The following is a 17,846-nucleotide window of genomic DNA, read 5'->3' as shown; positions in this document are numbered from 1 at the left end:
CCGTAAATAGGCATATACATAAAATCAACCTATGGTTTTTGATCTGTACTCTGCATAAAGGTATTTTATCAGAGAATTATTGAAGTGTCAAGTGCAGCTAAAAATAAGATGGTGTCAAGAATTTGTAGGGAAAATTATTTTAATAAGAATCGAGAAATTTAGCAATGACAATCTCTTCAAATCTATTTTTGTCTTTCCCATCTATTGCTTCTACTATCTCTTTAAAAGTCCTCTCATTCCCTCTTGCTATCTTTCTTACATTCTTCAGTAAATGAAATCTGTCCAACACAAAACTAGCATTCGGTATCCATTCTAACCCTTCTTTTATCCACTGTGCTCCATCTCCTTATTAGGTATATTTTCTCTATCTTGTCTGTATCAAAGTTTTGTTCTATGTACTCTCCTACTAATCTTTGAATTCTCTCACGATATTCATGACTGTTTGACGGCTTACTTTTTCTTTTCCTAATACCATCTCTGATGCTTTCTCATATAAAACTTCTGTGGCTTTGCTTACTATGGCTCCTTTAACTGCAGTATATATCTAACCCTTCTTTTACATTCATCGAATGTATACTAAATCTATTTCTCCTTCTAATATTTTTATCCTATCTTCCTTTACACGCTCGAAAAGTTTTATAAATTCTACTATAATATTAGTCATTTTCTCCCTCCTCATTGGTATTGTTTTCTTCCACATCTATTAATTTTAATCCATCTCTATTTTCTTACCAAGAGGAGGGAGTCTTTTTTTCCATCTCGATCCCTACATTTATTTTACACTAAGAATCTTTTAGGGGGCTAGTACGGAATTTTAACCTTATCTTAACAATATTTTAACATATTTAACATAAATATAATAAAATTTTAACACCAAAGTGCTATTATAATAATTGAAATCAAAAGGAGGGAGGAAAAAATATGAAAAAATTTTTATCTTTCTTTATTGTTTTAGTAATAGCGGTATCTTTTTTAGCAGCAACATCTCATATATACACGGTTGCCGAAGCTGCTCCTCCGGCAAAAAACGTGATCCTTTTCATCGGAGATGGCATGGGTTACGGACATTTAACATTAGGGCGCATTTTCAAGGGAAACGCGCTGACCATGGACGGGTTCACCTATAATGGTACCGTCTCCACTTACCCCAACGACCCTGCTGAAAAGTGGGTGACCGACTCGGCGGCGGCCGGCACCGCCATCGCCACGGGAGTAAAGACTTACAATGCCGCCATAAGCGTCGATGTTAATAAAAAGCCCGTTGAGACTATCCTGGAAATCGCCCAGAAGAAGGGCAAAGCCACCGGCCTCGTGACGACCACAAGGATAACCCACGCGACTCCAGCGGTGTTTGCGGCTCACAATGCGGACAGGAACGCCGAAAACAAAATAGCGGTGGATATACTGAATCATAAGGTGGACGTTCTCCTCGGAGGCGGAAAGCAGCACTTTATTCCCAAGGAACAGGGTGGTAAGAGAGAAGACGATCGGAACCTAATAACCGAGGCTAAAAAGATGGGTTATACAGTCGTTGAAAACAAGGATGAAATGCTTAAAGTGACCGAGGGCAAATTGCTGGGCTTTTTCAAAATGAGCCATCTCAGCTATGAAATGGATAGAGATCCGAAGAGGGAACCCAGCCTGGCTGATATGACGAAAAAGGCAATAGAGATTTTAAGTAAGGATAAGGACGGCTTTTTCCTCATGGTAGAGGGCGGACGAATCGACCATGCAGCCCACACCCACGATGGGGCAGCGGTGGCAAGAGACGTTCTAGCTTTCGACGAAGCAGTTAAAATCGCTCTGGATTTCGCAAAAGACCGCAAGAATACCCTGGTAATAGTCACAGCAGACCACGAGACCGGCGGGTTGTCCATTGGCGGCTACGGGCAGTATAACTTCAAGCCCGAAATACTAAAGCGGCAGAAGAATTCTATCGCAGACGTCATAGCTTCCAAACTAACCCCCGACAACATAAAGCAGGTCTTCTCCCAGTACCTTGGCATTGAAGACCTCACAATCGACGAAATGATACTGATGTTAAACGCCTTTAAGGAAAAAGATAAAAATCCGTCTGCGGTAGCAAACATGTGCGCCGATATCGTGAGCAGGAGGGCGTTACTCGGCTGGACTTCCACGGCCCATACCGGTACAGATGTCCCAATAATGGCTTATGGCCCGTATGCTGAGGCCTTTACAGGGCACATAGACAATACAGACATCTTTAAATTAATGATGCAGGCTATGGGGTTGGATAAAAATATAAAGATGGGGAGCCTTTCCGGTTCCCTTTTTTTATATCCTTCTCATCGTATAAAGTTATTTTGGGGTAAGAAGGAATCAAACGAGGCCCTCACTTTACACTTACATAAAGGCTGCGTGTCCGACACAGACGGCCAGACTTATTCATTAAGCAACAAGAACAAATGAGGATATTAAAAAAGCATTTACACCTATATTTGATAAATATCATGTAGATGTTGTTTTTAACGGCCATGACCACGGTATTGCAAGAACGTATCCCATCAACAATGACACAATGCAATACCTTGGGAGTAAATATAAATAGGAGATTCCTGACATCTCTTTGACTTATTTAATCTATATTTGACAGATGTATTTGATAAGATAAGTTAAAATATAATAAACATTAGATTTGTGAAAGATATAACTGGTAAATACTTTTGGAGAAATTTCGGAAGTTTTTGTCTTGAAATTTGTTCATTTTATTTTACTATGTGATATAATGTAGTTGTACATCGATATACGAAAAAGGTATTTTCTTATTATCATAGGACACTTCGACAAATTTCACAAAACACAAATGCTTATGTTAAAGTAATATACAAAATTTTAAAGGTTTTAAGGAACTTCAAAAATTCACAGAATACTTAAATAAATAAAGGAAGATAGATTAATAAAAAGAGTTCAAAGACTTGTGAATAAATGTATAATGCCTTCTTTCATGATATGTATTTTGCTAAACATGGACAGTTGTTACACAAAATATGGAGATAGGGGGTATAAAAATTGATTGTGGGATTGGATATGGGAGGAACCCATGTTGATGCCGTAATTATTGATAGGGGCAATATTATAGATGCGGTTAAGACTCCTACTGATCACACTAATTTATTTGGATCCATATGGGAAACTTTAAATCACCTGCTTAAAGGTAAGGATATCTCAAGTATTAGTCATATAAATTTAAGTACAACTATATCAACAAATGCTATTGTAGAAGGTAAAACTGCCCCTGTTGGCATGATTATAGAAAGTGGTCCAGGCATGGAACCTTCTTTTTTGGCATGTGGAAGCGAGAATATTTTTATTACAGGATATGTGGACCATCGCGGTAGAGAAATAAAATCCTTTAAACCGGAGGAAATACAAGAAGCTGTGATAAAATTCAAGGAAAAGAATATAGAAGCATGTGCAGTTGTAGCTAAATTTTCTGTCAGAAATCCTATACATGAAATAAAAATTTGCAAGTTTTTGGAGGATAAATTTTCTCCTGTGACTATGGGACACACTCTTTCAGGAAGGCTAAACTTTCCACGGAGAGTTTACACTTCCTACTTAAATTCTGCAGTATATCACGTCTTTAGAACATTTTGCGAAAGTATAAAAGAGACCATGAAAAAAGAAAATATCAATGTTCCTGTCAATGTCCTGAAAGCCGATGGCGGTACCATAAGTTTGGAGGCAGCACAGAAATATCCGGTAAATACTATTTTGTCAGGACCTGCTGCTAGTCTAATGGGAGCTCTCGCTTTTAATCCTGGCAATAAAGATGGGGTTCTTTTGGATATTGGCGGTACTACAACAGACATCTCTTTTGTGGCGGATGGGGTTCCACTTTTTGAGCCGTTTGGTATAAAAATAGCTAATTATAATACATTGGTAAGAGCAATTTATAGTGTTTCTATAGGCCTTGGAGGGGACAGTGCAATACATGTTGAGAATGGTGAAATAAAAATAGGGCCTCACCGTGAAGGACCTCCGATGGCGATAGGTGGTTTAGTACCTACCCCTAGTGATGCTATGATAGTGTTAGGTCTCCTAGATTTTGGCGATAAAGAACGGGCAATTTCAGCGATGAAAGATTTGGGAGAAAAATTACAACTAGATGCGAAGGCAACTGCAAAACTTATTTACAAAAAAATGGGAGATATAATAAAACAAGAGGTAAATGACATTCTTGTTGAAATTAACAGTCGACCCGTTTATACAGTAAAAGAACTGTTATATGGGAAAAAATTAAAACCTAAGTATATTTCTATCATAGGGGGGCCCGCTAAGGCTTTAGCTCCTTTATTAGAAAAAGAATTTAATCTTCCTTGCTATGTTCCAGAAAACTATGAGATAGCCAATGCAATAGGAGCAGCTCTTGCTAAGCCAACTGCTGAAGTAACAGTTTTAGCTGATACTGCTGAAGGAAAACTTTCAGTACCTGAGATGGGGATATATGAGAAAATTGGCAGAGACTTTACTATAGAAAAAGCTGAACAAAAAGCGTTGGAAATTTTAAAAGAGATGGCTTCCGTCGTAGGAGCTTCTGATAAGAAAGTTGAGGGTGAAATAACAGAAAAGTCGAGTTTCAATATGGTAAGAGGTTTCTATACTTGTGGTAAAAATATAAGGGTGAGAGCTCAGATAAAGCCTGGATTATTGTATGAAATGAGAGGTGTAAATCATGTTGAAGGCTAAAAACAAAGTGGGTCTTGTATTTTTTCCGGCTTTTGATTGGGCAATAAGCCCTACACACCCAGAGCGTGAAGAAAGGCTCTTGTATACTCAAGATCAGGTATTCGAAGAAGGAATAGCTGATCTTGAGGGAATAAAATTTTATAATCCTGGTATAGCTACTGAAAAAGATATTGAGAGAGTGCATTTTTGTGTACCTGATGTAATGACAAGGGTAACCCAATCTCATCTTATATCTGCAGGGGGTGCTATAAAAGCTGCCGAAGCAGTTATGAAAAAAGAAGTAGATAAGGCCTTTGCTATAGTAAGGCCGCCGGGACATCATGCTCAAAGGGTGGTATTTGGAGATAGGGGTTTTTGCATCATTAATATAGAAGCTGTTATGCTGGAAAATATAAGACAAAGATTTGGGAATAAAAAAGTAGCCATAGTGGATACAGACTGCCATCATGGTGATGGTACCCAGGATATATATTGGAATGATAAAGATACTCTCTACATATCCTTTCATCAGGATGGAAGGACTCTTTATCCTGGTACGGGTTTTATTGATGAATTTGGAGGTCCGTCAGCCATAGGATATAACATAAATATACCTTTGCCACCAGAAACGGGCGAAGAAGGTTTTCTCTATGTACTTGATAATCTGGTGATACCTATATTAAAAGAATATAAACCTGACCTTATTATTAATTCTGCAGGTCAAGATAACCACTATACAGATCCTATTACAAATATGAAGTTTACTGCTCACGGTTATGCAGAGCTAACCCATAGATTGAATCCCGATATTGCAGTGTTAGAAGGTGGATATTCAATTGAAGGAGCACTTCCTTATGTAAATCTAGGTATAATTCTTGCTATGACAGGGCTTGACTATTCTCATGTAAGAGAACCAGACTATGATCCTGAAAAACTCAAACAATCGCCAGAGATTACTGAATATATAAAGAGATTATGTGATGAGATTTACAACCGTTGGCTAAGACGCGAGGATATTCGTAGAGAAACCATTAAAAACCAACAATATATATTGAGGCCCAGAAGTATATATTATGATACTGATGGAATACATGAAACACAAATCCAGAAATTTAAGGTATGCCCCAATTGCTCAGGTGTTAATACAATTCAATCGCGTTCTGATTGGGGCGTTGAGATATTTGCCATTTCTATTCCAAGGGATGCATGTAAGGCTTGCATTGATGAGGGATATGATTTATATAATCAAATAACAGCGGGGAAATATTATAAAGTATATTTACAAGATAGGGTTAATGATGTGTTTATGAGTAAATAGCATGAAAAATGTGAGGACCTTTACGGCCATCTGCTAAAAGCCTTTTAGAATTTCTAGAATTTACACAGAACGAGAGAAATAAAAAGAAATAATAAGTAAGTTTGTTTTTTTATATTCTTCTGCAACTTTTTCGGCATCATCTTTTGTGCCGATAACTCTTACGTACATTTTACCGCCCGAGGTTTTCCCTGTTACAACCTGATAGCTCATTTTGCTCTTTTCTATTTCTTTTTCTTTTTCCTTATCGTGTTTCTTTTTCCATTCTTCATGGTCTAACAGTTTCACATTTTTTACGGCTTCAATAATTAAATCAATTTCACTGTCGGATATATTTTCTCCTTTTATTTTGTTTATTTCTCCGACCGCTTCCATACCGCCGTTTACAACGGGCATATCACAGTAGCTTTGTATACCTATATCCCAAAATAATAGAAAAAAGATTTTCCTATGATAATTTCCATAATATAGCATATATGGTTATATAGGATGAATAAACAAAGAAAAATTGGAAACTTCTACTTAACACTATCCATATTGAATAACTTGTTGACAGCAAAAAGTTTTTTTGGTATTATATTAATAAAATAAGGAAATTTATAGAATTGTATCGAGATTATGAAGATCTCCTTTTTGAAGGTAAGAAACCTGAAAAATGCAGCTATTTACTATGACAAACCGGTTTTTGAGGTGTGGACCAGTAAGTTTGACTGTATTCCCTATGCGGGTTAATATACTAAGGGATGGTGTTCCTATATGAGTCTTCAATATCTTCTCTATGAGGAAGAAGAAAAAATCGGTTTTATTTCCCTCAATCGGCCTGAAAAACGCAATGCCCTTTCTCGGGCCCTGTTGGAAGAATTAACGGCCCTTTTACTGAAAATTGGGCAGGAGAAAAAAGTTAAGGTAGTTGTACTGAAAGGCATCGGCAAAATCTTTTCTGCTGGACACGATTTAAAGGAAATTGCCGATGGTTCTCCCCAGGATGTCCTTGAGATTTTTCAAACATGTTTTTTGACCATGCGGGCCATCCGTGAAATTCCTCAGCCGATAATAGCCCAGGTTCATGGCATAGCTACGGCTGCTGGCTGTCAGCTGGTTGCAGCGGCTGATCTGGCTGTGGCAGCGGAAGATGCTCAGTTTGCCACACCGGGAGTGAAAATAGGACTATTTTGTACAACGCCTGCGGTTTTCTTAAGTCGCAACATTGGAAGAAAAAAAGCCATGGAAATGCTTTTAACTGGCGAGTTTATGTCAGCTCAGGATGCTCTAATTTATGGTCTGGTAAATAAAGTAGTGCCATCGAGCGAGCTGGAAGCAGCTACCAAGGAGCTGGCCAGTAAGATTGCCCGCTACAGCTTATCTGCTATTGGTGTCGGCAAGAAAGCTTTTTACCAGCAAATCAACATGGAGGATTTTCAAGCTTTAAACTACGCTACCGAAGTTGTTTCCTTGAATACTACTACAGCGGATGCCCAAGAAGGAATAATGGCCTTCTTGGAAAAACGTGAACCCAGGTGGTCAGATAATTAGTTACTTTTTAACAGGCAGCAGTGGTTATGATTATCTATATATAGATGTACCTTACCTGTCACAAGGTGATTTAAAAATTGGGGTTAAGAAGACCCTTTGACGGCCTAAAGGCTGAAGAAGGGGTTTTCTTGACCCTAATTTTTGTATTTCTTTAGTTTTTGGTGGCTTTGCAACAAAAGTTTTTGGGGTTCGGATTGTACTAATAATAGGGGGCCTTTTAGTATTAATTAGTGGATTAGTCTCACTTAATAAAATATATTCAAGACCCATCCCCCAAAAAAATGTATAAGAACACAAAGCACACAAAAAGGGTATCGATACAATGCCGATACCCTCAACTTCGCATAAATACTGGTGCGCCCGGAGGGATTCGAACCCCCGACCTTTTGATTCGTAGTCAAACACTCTATCCAACTGAGCTACGGGCGCCTAAGCTATAATATATAATAACACATTTTAATTTCAATTGCAATTAGCTTGCTTTATTTCCCTTATATTATTTTTTCACACTTTTATTTAATTCATCTAATATCTTCCTTAATTCCTCCATATATTTTCCAAAATCAGCCCATTTTCCTTTTTGAACTGCTTCCATGGCGTTTTGATATGTTTCATGAGCCTTCTCTATAAGCTGCTTTTGTGTATCATTTGCTGTATTTGAAGGCACATTTTGCTGAGGTATTAGCTGAGTATTTATGTTAAACAGTTTATTTAAAGCATTTTTTAAAGTATCTTCCATTGCAATCTGGTCTTTATAAGCTACAATAACCCTCTTTACTTCTGGCAATGCATTTTGATTTTGCGATTGTATATACAAAGGCTCTACATAAAGCATGGAGTCATCGATTGGTATTGAAAGGAGATTCCCTCTGCTGACTGTTGAGCCTTGCTGGTTCCACAAACTTAACTCTTTAGAAATATTAGGGTCTTGGTCAATCATGTTTTCTATTTGCAAAGGTCCATATACAATTGTGTTTTTAGAAAATTTGTACACAATAAGTCTTCCGTAATTATCCCCGTCCATCCTCGCTGCCATCCACGCCACCATGTTGGCTTTTGTCGCAGGAGTATAAGGTATCATCAAAATGTATTCTTCTTTACTTTCCCCTGGTAGTCTCATTATCAAGTATTGAGATTCTTGATATTCTATTTTATCTTCAAATTTTTCTTTTGCAATATCCCATGCGTCTTCTTTATTGTAAAACACTTGTGGGTCAGTCATGTGATAATTTTTATAAACCTCTGCTTGAATGTCAAATAAAAATTGAGGATACCTTATATGTCGTTTCAAACTATGAGGCATTTCTTTTATATCTCTAAATAATGTAGGGAAGATTTTGCTATATACTTTTATTAAAGGATCACTTTTATCTGAAATATAGTACTTTACGTCTCCATTATAAGCATCTACTACTACTTTCACAGAATTTCTTATATAATTGATTCCCATATTCCCATAAGGCTGAGAATATGGATAATTGGCAGAATAAGTGTAAGCGTCTATTATCCAATATAATTTACCGTTATCTATTACAATGTAAGGGTCATCATCATAGAGCAAGAAAGGAGCTATTTTAGAAACTCTTTCTATAATATTGCGGTATATTAATATTTTGCTGTCTTTTGTTATGTCCGTAGATAATAAAATTCTCGCATCTTTCGTATATATGCTAAAAAGTATTCTATTTATAAATGTCATAGGTATACCTGTAGTTCCTTTATAATTTGTCTGAACATTTTTGTCTCCAGAAGGATAATCAAATTCTCCCGTTTTTGTATTTACAATAGCATAATTGTTAGTAAGTTCTCCAAAGTAAATTTCAGGTCTATCAATTTTTATATCAGTAGTAGTATAAGGTGGAATGTTTTTGATTATCATATCCGGTTGCCCTGTGGGTGTAACATCATTAACTAACGACATCACCACACCGTAGCCATGAGTATACTTTAAATGCAAATTTATCCAAGTTTTTGCTTGAGGAGATAAACTATCGTGGTCCATTTCCCTCGCTGATAAGAATACTTGTCTGTACTTTCCATTTATTATATATCTATCTATGTCAATGTCGTTAAATTTGTAATAAAGTCTTATCGCTTGTAATTGATTGTAAGCTTGCTTAACCGGTCTATAGTCATTAATCATTATATTGTCAATAGTAGCTTTATTTTCTTCCAAAACTTTAGGGGTTAACTCTTTTTTCATGTCATAATTTTTTTCTGTTACTCTGTCCAAGCCAAAAGCCTTTTTGGTATATTCAATGTTATAGCCTATATATTTTTTCTCTTTGTTCAATTCATTGGGAGAAACAATCAAACTTTGAACGGCTGTTTCAGCAATAGCCATAACCGCTGCTAAAATTATTATAATAGCAGGAGCAGCCGCTACATATTTTATATTTTTTCTATAAAATCCTATCAAAAGTAAAACAGCCGCTACAAAAGAAGCCATTACAAGTGCCTTGTAAAACTGCAGTGAAACGTGGATATCAGTATAAGTTGCTCCAAAAACTATACCTTTTGTGGAATACAAAAGTTTATAAGCCTTTAAATAATACCCTATACCTATGAGTACAAAAAAGACAAATCCCAAGAGGGCAACTTCTTTAAATGCCTTTATTAAAATGTCTTTATTATAAATGGCTTTAAACAAATTTCCGTCTCTGTCTGAAATCTCATAAAACCTCGTTTTGTCAGACAAGTACATTAGTCCATAAGCAACTATCGTTACAACCATCATTACAGGTATAAACACAATTAATAGATTATAAATATCATAAAACAGCGGTAACTTAAACATGTAGAAGCTAATATCTTTATGGAATATTGGATCGGTTTCATTGAAATCTACATAATTTATAAAAAACAGCAAATCATTCCACCAATTCGTCGCTGTATATAGCGTTATAAATAGTGCAGTTAATAAAGAAATAGCAATACCCAATTTTCTATATAAATTAACATTCTTTTTAACAATTATATCCTGTGCAAAGTTAACATAATCTCTTATTATCTTGTTTGTGTAAAAGTACAACACCATAAATACAAGAATGAAAATCGGAATGCCCATTGAAAGTTGAGTCAAAAATTTTTTAAAAAATACATCAAGATAATGTAAATCAGAAAACCACTCAAAATCCACTATGAGGTTTATAAATCCAACAATAATTCCTATAATTATAAAAAATAAAATAATCGAAGAAATTAAGAAAATATTAGGTCTTTTCAAACCTAGCACCCCTTTTTTATAACTTTTTCCTTTATTAATTATATCACAATCTTGATATTTAGTCTTAAAATAAACAAGGGATGATAAATTTAATAAATATTTAATAACTTGTAACATTCTATTAATTGACTTTTATATTTTAAAATGCTATATATTCATTGTATAAACAAAAGATTTATATGGCAATTACGGGAGGAAAATTCATGAAAAAGATATTAAAAATAATAATTTTTACTATAATAGGTATCGCTCTCTCTATTGGTGTTGCAACTTATATATTTTATAAAAATATTCATGTCCCTGCTTCAAATAAAAAAAATACTTCTACCGTTAGTAAAAATGAGTCTCAAAATAAAGAGCAAGCTATAGAAAGGAAAAACATTCTTTTTGTGGGCAGTGATGAAAACAATTTATCAGATACTATTTTTGTAATAAACTATGACCCTGCAAATAAAAAAGTAAATGTATTATCAATTCCAAGAGATACATACTATCCAAGGCCTGGATTTAACGCCCCAAAAGAGAAAAAAATAAATGCCGCATTTTCTGAGGAAAAAATACAAGGATTAAAAAAAGCAGTAGAAAATTTATTGGACATCAAAATAGACAATTACGTAATTTTAAATTACGATGGCTTTAAAAAAATAATAGATACAATTGGGGGAGTAGAAGTTGATGTCCCTTTTGACATGAAATACGACGATAAAAGAGCAAATCCCCCTCTTCACATAAATTTAAAAAAGGGAAGGCAAGTATTAGATGGAGAAAAGGCAATTCAGTTTGTAAGATACAGGCATGGTTATGCGGAGGGCGACCTTGGCAGGATAAAGGCACAGCATGAATTCCTCAACGCTTTTTTAAAAAAAATATCAGAACATTCAATATTGCCAAAACTGCCATCTCTTGCAGTAACATTAAGTCAATACTTAAAAACGGACTTATCTGCTTCTGACATTACAGAGTACGCCTATGAATTTATAAAAAACAAGCCTTCAGCAATGGACGCAAGAATACTTCCTGGAGAAGGCCGGTATGAAGGAAATACCAGTTATTTCTTTGTAGACAACTTAAAAGTTCAAGAAATAGTAAAAGAGCTTTTTAGCACTGACGCCTCCACCCCGATTACTTCAACAACATCTTTTGCAGTTGCAGAAAACAAAAACATAAAAGTAGAAGTGTTAAACGGTGCAGGAATACCAGGGCTTGCCACAAAGTACGCTGAAGTTTTAAAAAATGAGGGTTTTGACGTTGTGAAAATCGGAAACGTCATTGGTATGACTTTTACTTCTTCCCACGTATATGCAAAAACTAATGAAGAAAAAGCTAAAAAAGTTGCAAAAACACTTTTTATAACCAATGTAGAAAAAGATATCTCACCTGATGCAAATGTAGATGTGACAGTAATACTTGGAAAAGATAAAAAATAATAAAATAGAGCAACCACACATTAAAATGGCGGAGAAGGAGGGACTCGAACCCTCGCGCCGGGTTATCCCCGACCTACAGTCTTAGCAGGACCGCCCCTTCACCATCTTGGGTACTTCTCCACGCTGGTTGCTCATAAGAAATATTAACTTTCTGGCGGAGAGGGTGGGATTCGAACCCACGGCTCCGTGAGGAGTCACTGGTTTTCAAGACCAGCTCCTTAAACCACTCGGACACCTCTCCCTGCTGGGACGATATAAAGTATATCATACACCAGCAATGTTGTCAATATGCTTTAGAAGTATAATATTTGAATATAATACATTTATTTCTTTATAACATCTACTCTCATGTAAGGTCTTAAAACTTCCGGTATGACAACTGAACCATCTTTTTGCTGATAGTTTTCTAATATTGCAGCAAAAGTCCTTCCTACAGCAACTCCAGAACCATTTAAAGTATGGACATATTGTGCTTTTCCTCCATCTTTAGGCCTGTATTTTATGTTGGCTCTTCTCGCCTGAAAGTCTTCACAATTGCTACAAGAAGAAACTTCTACATATCGTCCATAGCTTGGCATCCACACTTCTATATCGTATTTTTTAGAAGCAGTAAAGCCTAAATCTCCTGTGCATATAGCTACTACTCTGTAAGGAAGGCCCAACGCCTGTAAGACTTCTTCAGCATCTTTAGTCATTTTTTCTAATTCTTCGTAAGACTTGTCTGGTTCTGTAAATTTGACAAGCTCAACTTTATTGAACTGGTGCTGCCTTATAAGGCCTCTCGTATCTCTTCCTGCAGAACCTGCTTCTTGTCTGAAACATGCGCTATAAGCACAATGATATATTGGAAGTTTATCTCCATCTATTATTGTATCTCTGTACATATTGGTAACCGGCACTTCAGCAGTAGGTACTAAGAAATAATCGGTATCATAGACTTTGAAAGCATCTTCTTCAAATTTAGGAAGCTGACCTGTACCAAACATGCTCCTTCTATGTACCATAAATGGAGGAAATACTTCAGTATACCCGTGTTTTTCAATGTGTAAGTCCAGCATAAAGTTTATGAGCGCTCTTTCTAATCGAGCCCCAAGGCCTTTGTAAAAAGTAAATCTGGAACCTGTCACTCTCGCAGCAGTTTCAAAATCCAAAATACCCAGTTCTTCCCCTATTTCCCAATGAGGCTTTGGTTCAAAGTCAAATTTTCTCGGTTCACCCCATCTTCTTATTTCAACATTATCTTCATCGCTGTCGCCTATTGGCACACTTTCATGGGGTATGTTGGGGATTGTCCACAAAATTTGTTCTAATTTCTCTTCTACCTCTTTTAGCTGTTGCTCCATCTCTTTGATTTTGTCAGATAATTCTTTCATTTCAGCTATCAGCCTACTTGCGTCTTTACCTTCTCTTTTTAGTTTAGCAATGTTTTCTGACTCTACATTCCTTTTATTTTTTAAAGCTTCTAACTCTGTAAGCATTTCTCGCCTTTTTTCATCTAATACCAAAAACTCATCAATATTTGCATTTTCTTTTTTAAGCTCAATAGCCTGCTTCACAGCCTCTGGATTACTTCTTATTCTCTTCACATCTAACATCTAACACACCTCCCTAAAAAATAATTCCCATCCCACAAAGGGACGGGAATACCGCGTTGCCACCCTCTTTCGGCTTAAAATAAGCCCTCCACATGATTTAACGGTCGCCCGAAGGTCATTACACCTTAGCTCCGGGATGGAATTCATAAGTAAAACTTACTGGTTCGCACCCACCACCAGCTCTCTTAAAAGTTTATACTTACTACTCGTCCCTTCATTGCAATAATATTATGTTTGGCTAATATTATACTACTTAACCAAATTAATTTCAATAGTCTATTTTCCTTCCATAGAACCTATACGATCGGGAGGCCAAATTCTAAAAACTATTTTTCCCAAAATCTGATCTTTAGATACATATTTATGTTTCCAAAACCTACTATCTAAAGACTGGTTTCTGTTATCTCCCAACATGAAATAATGATTGGGAGGAACTACATAAGGGCCAAAATTTCCTTTCATGGGTTCTTTTATATAAGGCTCTTCCACCACCTTGCCATTTCTTATTAAAACTCCATTTTTTATTTCAATCACATCTCCACCTATCCCTATAACTCTCTTTACAAAATTTACTTTTGGGTCGTCGGGAAAGCGAAATACGACAATGTCTCCTCTTCTTATAGGTTCAAACCTGTATATAAATTTGTTTACAATGAATTTATCATTTACATGAATAGTATTTAACATTGAACCCGTAGGTACATCCACCAATTCAAAAACATAAGTTCTTATAAACATTGCAATTAAAAAAGCAAGAGCTATAGTCAGTATCCAGCTTAATATTTCTCTTCGCACATCTTTGCTCATATTTACTCTCCTCACTTAAAAGTACAGTGATATTATAACATAAACTTCAAACAAATTCTAATTTTTTTATCCCTTCTGCATATTTTTCTAATATATGTCAATAATAAAATTAAAGAATTATTTGGGAGAGATGTAAAATGAGAGAGATATAATATCTTTTAGATTTAGCAGAAATAAAAGATACAGAGTACAAAAACTTGTTGGCTTTACTTTCTCTAATAGATTTATTAGTAGAAAAAGGAATCATAACGCGAAAGGAACTTGCGCAAAAATCAAAAGAAATAGCAAAAATAAAAACCGCCCTTTAAAAATCCGTTTCGGCGGATTTTTTTATTACAGTCAACAATTACTCTTAATGATAGACTTTTATCAATTCTCATATTATAATAAAAAGGAAGGAGGTCAAAACGGTGAATAATTTTCTATTGAGATACGGTGATATAATAAAAAAAACACTGCTCATTGTTGCTGTCTTTATTATATTTTACTTAATCATATTTAAAATTATTCCTTTCTTGATGCCATTTGTAGTGGCTTTGCTTCTCTCTGTGATAATCGATCCTGGTGTAAATTTCTTAGAGAAAAAATTAAAGGTGCCGAGAGGATTAGCATCCTTTATTTTACTTTTGATATTAATAGGTGTGATAGGATCACTTATTGCAATATCAATAACACAACTTATATATGAACTAAGTTCTCTTGCGGAAATAAGCACAAATTATGCAAATACTATTAATGACATAATTTTAAATCTTGTTGACAGAATAAGAATGTATTACATATCATTGCCACCAAATATCACATCCCTTATTGAAAGCAATATGCAGTCTATATTAAACTACATATCATTATTTGCAAAAAATCTCGCTACATGGCTTTTGAATTTTGCGACAAAACTGCCCAATTTCTTTTTTATGACTTTGATAACACTTGTTGCTACTTTTTTTATAAGCAAAGATAAGCAGCTTATACTGGATTTTATAAAGAGGCAGATTCCATCTCATTGGGCACAGCATGCAAAAAATATTCAGGTAGACCTTTTAAAGACATTTTTCGGCTATCTTAGGGCAGCTGCCACAATAATGCTTATAACATTTTTACAGGTGTCCATAGGTCTTGCAATGATAGGTTTTGACTATCCATTTTTATTGGGTCTTCTTGTAACCATTGTAGATGCATTGCCCGTACTAGGTTCTGGTGCTGTCATGATACCATGGGCTCTTTATAACATCATAATGAAAAACTACATGGTAGGAATATATCTTTTAATACTGTACGGCTTGGTGGTAGTTGTGAGGCAGATGATAGAGCCTAAGATCGTAGGTGAGAGTATAGGACTTCATCCTCTTGTTACGCTTTTATCTATGTTTATAGGTGTAAAACTTTTTGGTGCTTTAGGACTTATAATAGGACCTGTATTTGTGGTAGTATTTAAAGCTCTTCAAAAAGCAGAAATTATCCCTCCTTGGAAATAAAATAAGGGCATTTTGCCCTTATTTTATTTCATCCATTAGATTTGCCATCTCTATTGCTGTAACGGCTGCCTCAAAACCTTTATTCCCACCTTTTGTTCCCGCCCTTACAATAGCTTGCTCAATTGTATCTGTGGTAAGAACGCCGAATATAACCGGAACATCTGTGTCAAGTGATACTTTTGCAATACCTTTTGATACCTCATTTGCAACGTAATCAAAATGGGGTGTCTCTCCTCTTATCACTGCTCCAAGTGCAATTACTGCATCATATCTTTTAGATTCAGCCATCTTTTTAGCTATAAGTGGTATTTCAAATGCTCCAGGTACCCACGCAATTTCAATGTCTTCATTTAAAGCACCATGCCTTTTTAAAGCATCAAGTGCCCCTTCGAGAAGTTTGTTCGTTATAAATTCATTGAATCTGCTTACCACAATTCCAAATTTCTTTCCTTCTGCTATAAGTTTTCCTTCATATATTTTCATAAACTATACACTCTCCTTATTAATAATCTTTCATTATATACTTGATAATCACATTCAATTTATTTCTTTGTAGCATTTTACACTTCCAAAATTAGATGTCCCATTTTTTCCTTTTTTGTTTTGAGGTATTTTTCATTATAATGATTTGGACAAATTTCTATAGAAACCCTTTCTACAACCTCAAGTCCACATTCTGATAATTCCCTAATTTTCTGTGGATTATTTGTCATAATCCTTATCTTTTTAACCCCCATATCTTTCAAAATCTGTGCAGCTATGCTGTATTCTCTTAAATCAGGTGGAAAACCAAGCTTAATATTCGCTTCAACAGTATCAAACCCTTGATCCTGCAAATGATACGCCTTAATCTTGTTTAAAAGTCCTATACCCCTTCCTTCCTGTCTCAGATAGACTAGTACTCCTCCTTCCTGTCCTATTCTTTCCATTGCCGCATGAAGCTGGTCACCACAGTCACATCTTAATGACCCCAATATATCCCCTGTAAGACATTCAGAATGTATCCTCACAAGTACAGGGTCCCTATTTATGTCTCCTTTAATCAGAGCTACATGCTGTTTTCCTGTTAATATTTCTTCATACCCGACAATTTCAAAATTCCCATGTTTTGTTGGAAGTTTCGCCTGTGCTACCCTTCTCACAAGTATTTCATTTTTCATTCTGTACTCTATTAAATCTTCAATAGATATAATCCTCAACCCAAATTTTTTTGCAAACTCCAAAAGGTCAGGCAACCTTGCCATATTTCCATCGTCTTTTATGATTTCGCATATTACTCCAGCGGGTTTGAGTCCTGCAAGAACTGCAAGGTCTACAGCTGCTTCTGTATGTCCTGCTCTTACTAAGACGCCACCATCTTTGGCTCTTAAAGGAAAAATATGTCCCGGCTTTGTAAAATCTTCTGGCTTTGAATTATCATCTACTAATTTCTTCACCGTCAGTGCTCTTTCAAATGCAGAAATACCAGTGGTACATTCTTTATAATCTACAGATACAGTAAAAGCAGTTTCTTTATGGTCAGTGTTATTCTCAACCATTTGGTAAATGCCAAGGTCATTAAGTCTTTTTTCTGTCATTGGAACACATACAAGACCCCGTCCATATTTTATCATAAAATTAATGTGTTCTCCTGTAACTTTTTCTGCTGCCATAACTAAGTCGCCTTCATTTTCCCTATTTTCATCATCTACCACAATAATCATTTTCCCTTGCTTTATATCTTCTATTGCATCTTCTATCCTATCAAACATCGGTCTTTCCTCCTTAACTTAGAGAAGT

General features: G+C 35.6%; 12 protein-coding genes, 3 tRNA genes, 1 pseudogene and 1 other annotated feature. Of the genes and pseudogenes, 6 read left to right on the top strand and 10 right to left on the bottom strand.

Translation table 11 applies throughout. The features are described from left to right. Nucleotides 1-166: 166 nt before the first annotated feature. Nucleotides 167-535: pseudogene (locus TKV_RS14025) on the bottom strand (UPF0236 family transposase-like protein); the annotation flags it as partial. Nucleotides 536-921: 386 nt separating this feature from the next. On the opposite strand from TKV_RS14025, the gene TKV_RS00190 reads away from it, so the two are divergent. From TKV_RS00190 to TKV_RS00180, 3 genes are all read left to right on the top strand, one after another. Further along, nucleotides 922-2,430, top strand: a complete 1,509-nt coding sequence (locus TKV_RS00190; protein ID WP_049684270.1) for an alkaline phosphatase — start codon at nt 922-924, stop codon at nt 2,428-2,430. Nucleotides 2,431-3,036: 606 nt separating this feature from the next. Beyond that, nucleotides 3,037-4,710 (top strand): hydantoinase/oxoprolinase family protein, encoded by a 1,674-nt coding sequence (locus tag TKV_RS00185; protein ID WP_236617447.1) that lies wholly within the window; start codon nt 3,037-3,039, stop codon nt 4,708-4,710. Further along, the gene (locus tag TKV_RS00180; protein WP_049684268.1) at nt 4,697-6,007 is read left to right on the top strand and encodes a histone deacetylase family protein; all 1,311 of its coding nucleotides are present in this window, start codon (nt 4,697-4,699) and stop codon (nt 6,005-6,007) included. The genes TKV_RS00185 and TKV_RS00180 overlap by 14 nt, the downstream gene beginning before the upstream one ends. Before the next feature lie 60 nt (nt 6,008-6,067). On the opposite strand, the gene TKV_RS00175 is transcribed toward TKV_RS00180, so the two are convergent. Beyond that, complete coding sequence (locus TKV_RS00175) at nt 6,068-6,379, bottom strand: hypothetical protein (protein ID WP_236617283.1); 312 nt, start codon at nt 6,377-6,379, stop codon at nt 6,068-6,070. 381 nt (nt 6,380-6,760) lie between these two features. On the opposite strand from TKV_RS00175, the gene TKV_RS00170 reads away from it, so the two are divergent. Then, a complete protein-coding gene (locus TKV_RS00170) occupies nt 6,761-7,537 on the top strand; it encodes an enoyl-CoA hydratase (protein WP_049684266.1) in 777 nt (258 codons plus the stop codon). Nucleotides 7,538-7,889: 352 nt separating this feature from the next. Here TKV_RS00170 and TKV_RS00160 read toward each other — a convergent pair. Next, nucleotides 7,890-7,966: transfer RNA gene (locus TKV_RS00160), tRNA-Arg, on the bottom strand. A gap of 67 nt (nt 7,967-8,033) precedes the next feature. Next, the gene (locus TKV_RS00155) at nt 8,034-10,763 is read right to left on the bottom strand and encodes a UPF0182 family membrane protein (RefSeq protein WP_049684264.1); all 2,730 of its coding nucleotides are present in this window, start codon (nt 10,761-10,763) and stop codon (nt 8,034-8,036) included. Nucleotides 10,764-10,966: 203 nt separating this feature from the next. On the opposite strand from TKV_RS00155, the gene TKV_RS00150 reads away from it, so the two are divergent. After that, a complete protein-coding gene (locus TKV_RS00150; RefSeq protein WP_049684263.1) occupies nt 10,967-12,190 on the top strand; it encodes an LCP family protein in 1,224 nt (407 codons plus the stop codon). 26 nt (nt 12,191-12,216) lie between these two features. Here TKV_RS00150 and TKV_RS00145 read toward each other — a convergent pair. From TKV_RS00145 to lepB, 4 genes are all read right to left on the bottom strand, one after another. Further along, nucleotides 12,217-12,310 (bottom strand) — tRNA-Ser (locus TKV_RS00145). Between the two features lie 32 nt (nt 12,311-12,342). Continuing rightward, nucleotides 12,343-12,431 (bottom strand) — tRNA-Ser (locus tag TKV_RS00140). A gap of 82 nt (nt 12,432-12,513) precedes the next feature. After that, entirely contained in the window at nt 12,514-13,785 is a 1,272-nt protein-coding gene (serS, locus tag TKV_RS00135; protein WP_049684262.1) for a serine--tRNA ligase, read from the bottom strand. A 35-nt stretch (nt 13,786-13,820) separates the two neighbouring features. Continuing rightward, nucleotides 13,821-14,012: a binding site (T-box leader), on the bottom strand. A 49-nt stretch (nt 14,013-14,061) separates the two neighbouring features. After that, nucleotides 14,062-14,592 (bottom strand): signal peptidase I, encoded by a 531-nt coding sequence (lepB, locus tag TKV_RS00130; protein ID WP_049684261.1) that lies wholly within the window; start codon nt 14,590-14,592, stop codon nt 14,062-14,064. 410 nt (nt 14,593-15,002) lie between these two features. Between lepB and ytvI the strand changes: the two genes are divergently transcribed. Continuing rightward, the gene (gene ytvI, locus TKV_RS00125) at nt 15,003-16,067 is read left to right on the top strand and encodes a sporulation integral membrane protein YtvI (RefSeq protein ID WP_049684260.1); all 1,065 of its coding nucleotides are present in this window, start codon (nt 15,003-15,005) and stop codon (nt 16,065-16,067) included. 18 nt (nt 16,068-16,085) lie between these two features. Here ytvI and ribH read toward each other — a convergent pair whose 3' ends face one another. Together ribH and TKV_RS00115 are read right to left on the bottom strand one after the other, a co-directional pair. Beyond that, nucleotides 16,086-16,550 (bottom strand): 6,7-dimethyl-8-ribityllumazine synthase, encoded by a 465-nt coding sequence (gene ribH, locus TKV_RS00120; protein ID WP_049684259.1) that lies wholly within the window; start codon nt 16,548-16,550, stop codon nt 16,086-16,088. Nucleotides 16,551-16,627: 77 nt separating this feature from the next. Continuing rightward, the gene (locus tag TKV_RS00115) at nt 16,628-17,818 is read right to left on the bottom strand and encodes a bifunctional 3,4-dihydroxy-2-butanone-4-phosphate synthase/GTP cyclohydrolase II (protein ID WP_049684258.1); all 1,191 of its coding nucleotides are present in this window, start codon (nt 17,816-17,818) and stop codon (nt 16,628-16,630) included. Nucleotides 17,819-17,846 lie beyond the last annotated feature (28 nt).

This window comes from Thermoanaerobacter kivui (genome assembly GCF_000763575.1).
Lineage (GTDB): Bacteria > Bacillota > Thermoanaerobacteria > Thermoanaerobacterales > Thermoanaerobacteraceae > Thermoanaerobacter > Thermoanaerobacter kivui.
This window is presented reverse-complemented; position numbering and strand designations above follow the sequence as displayed.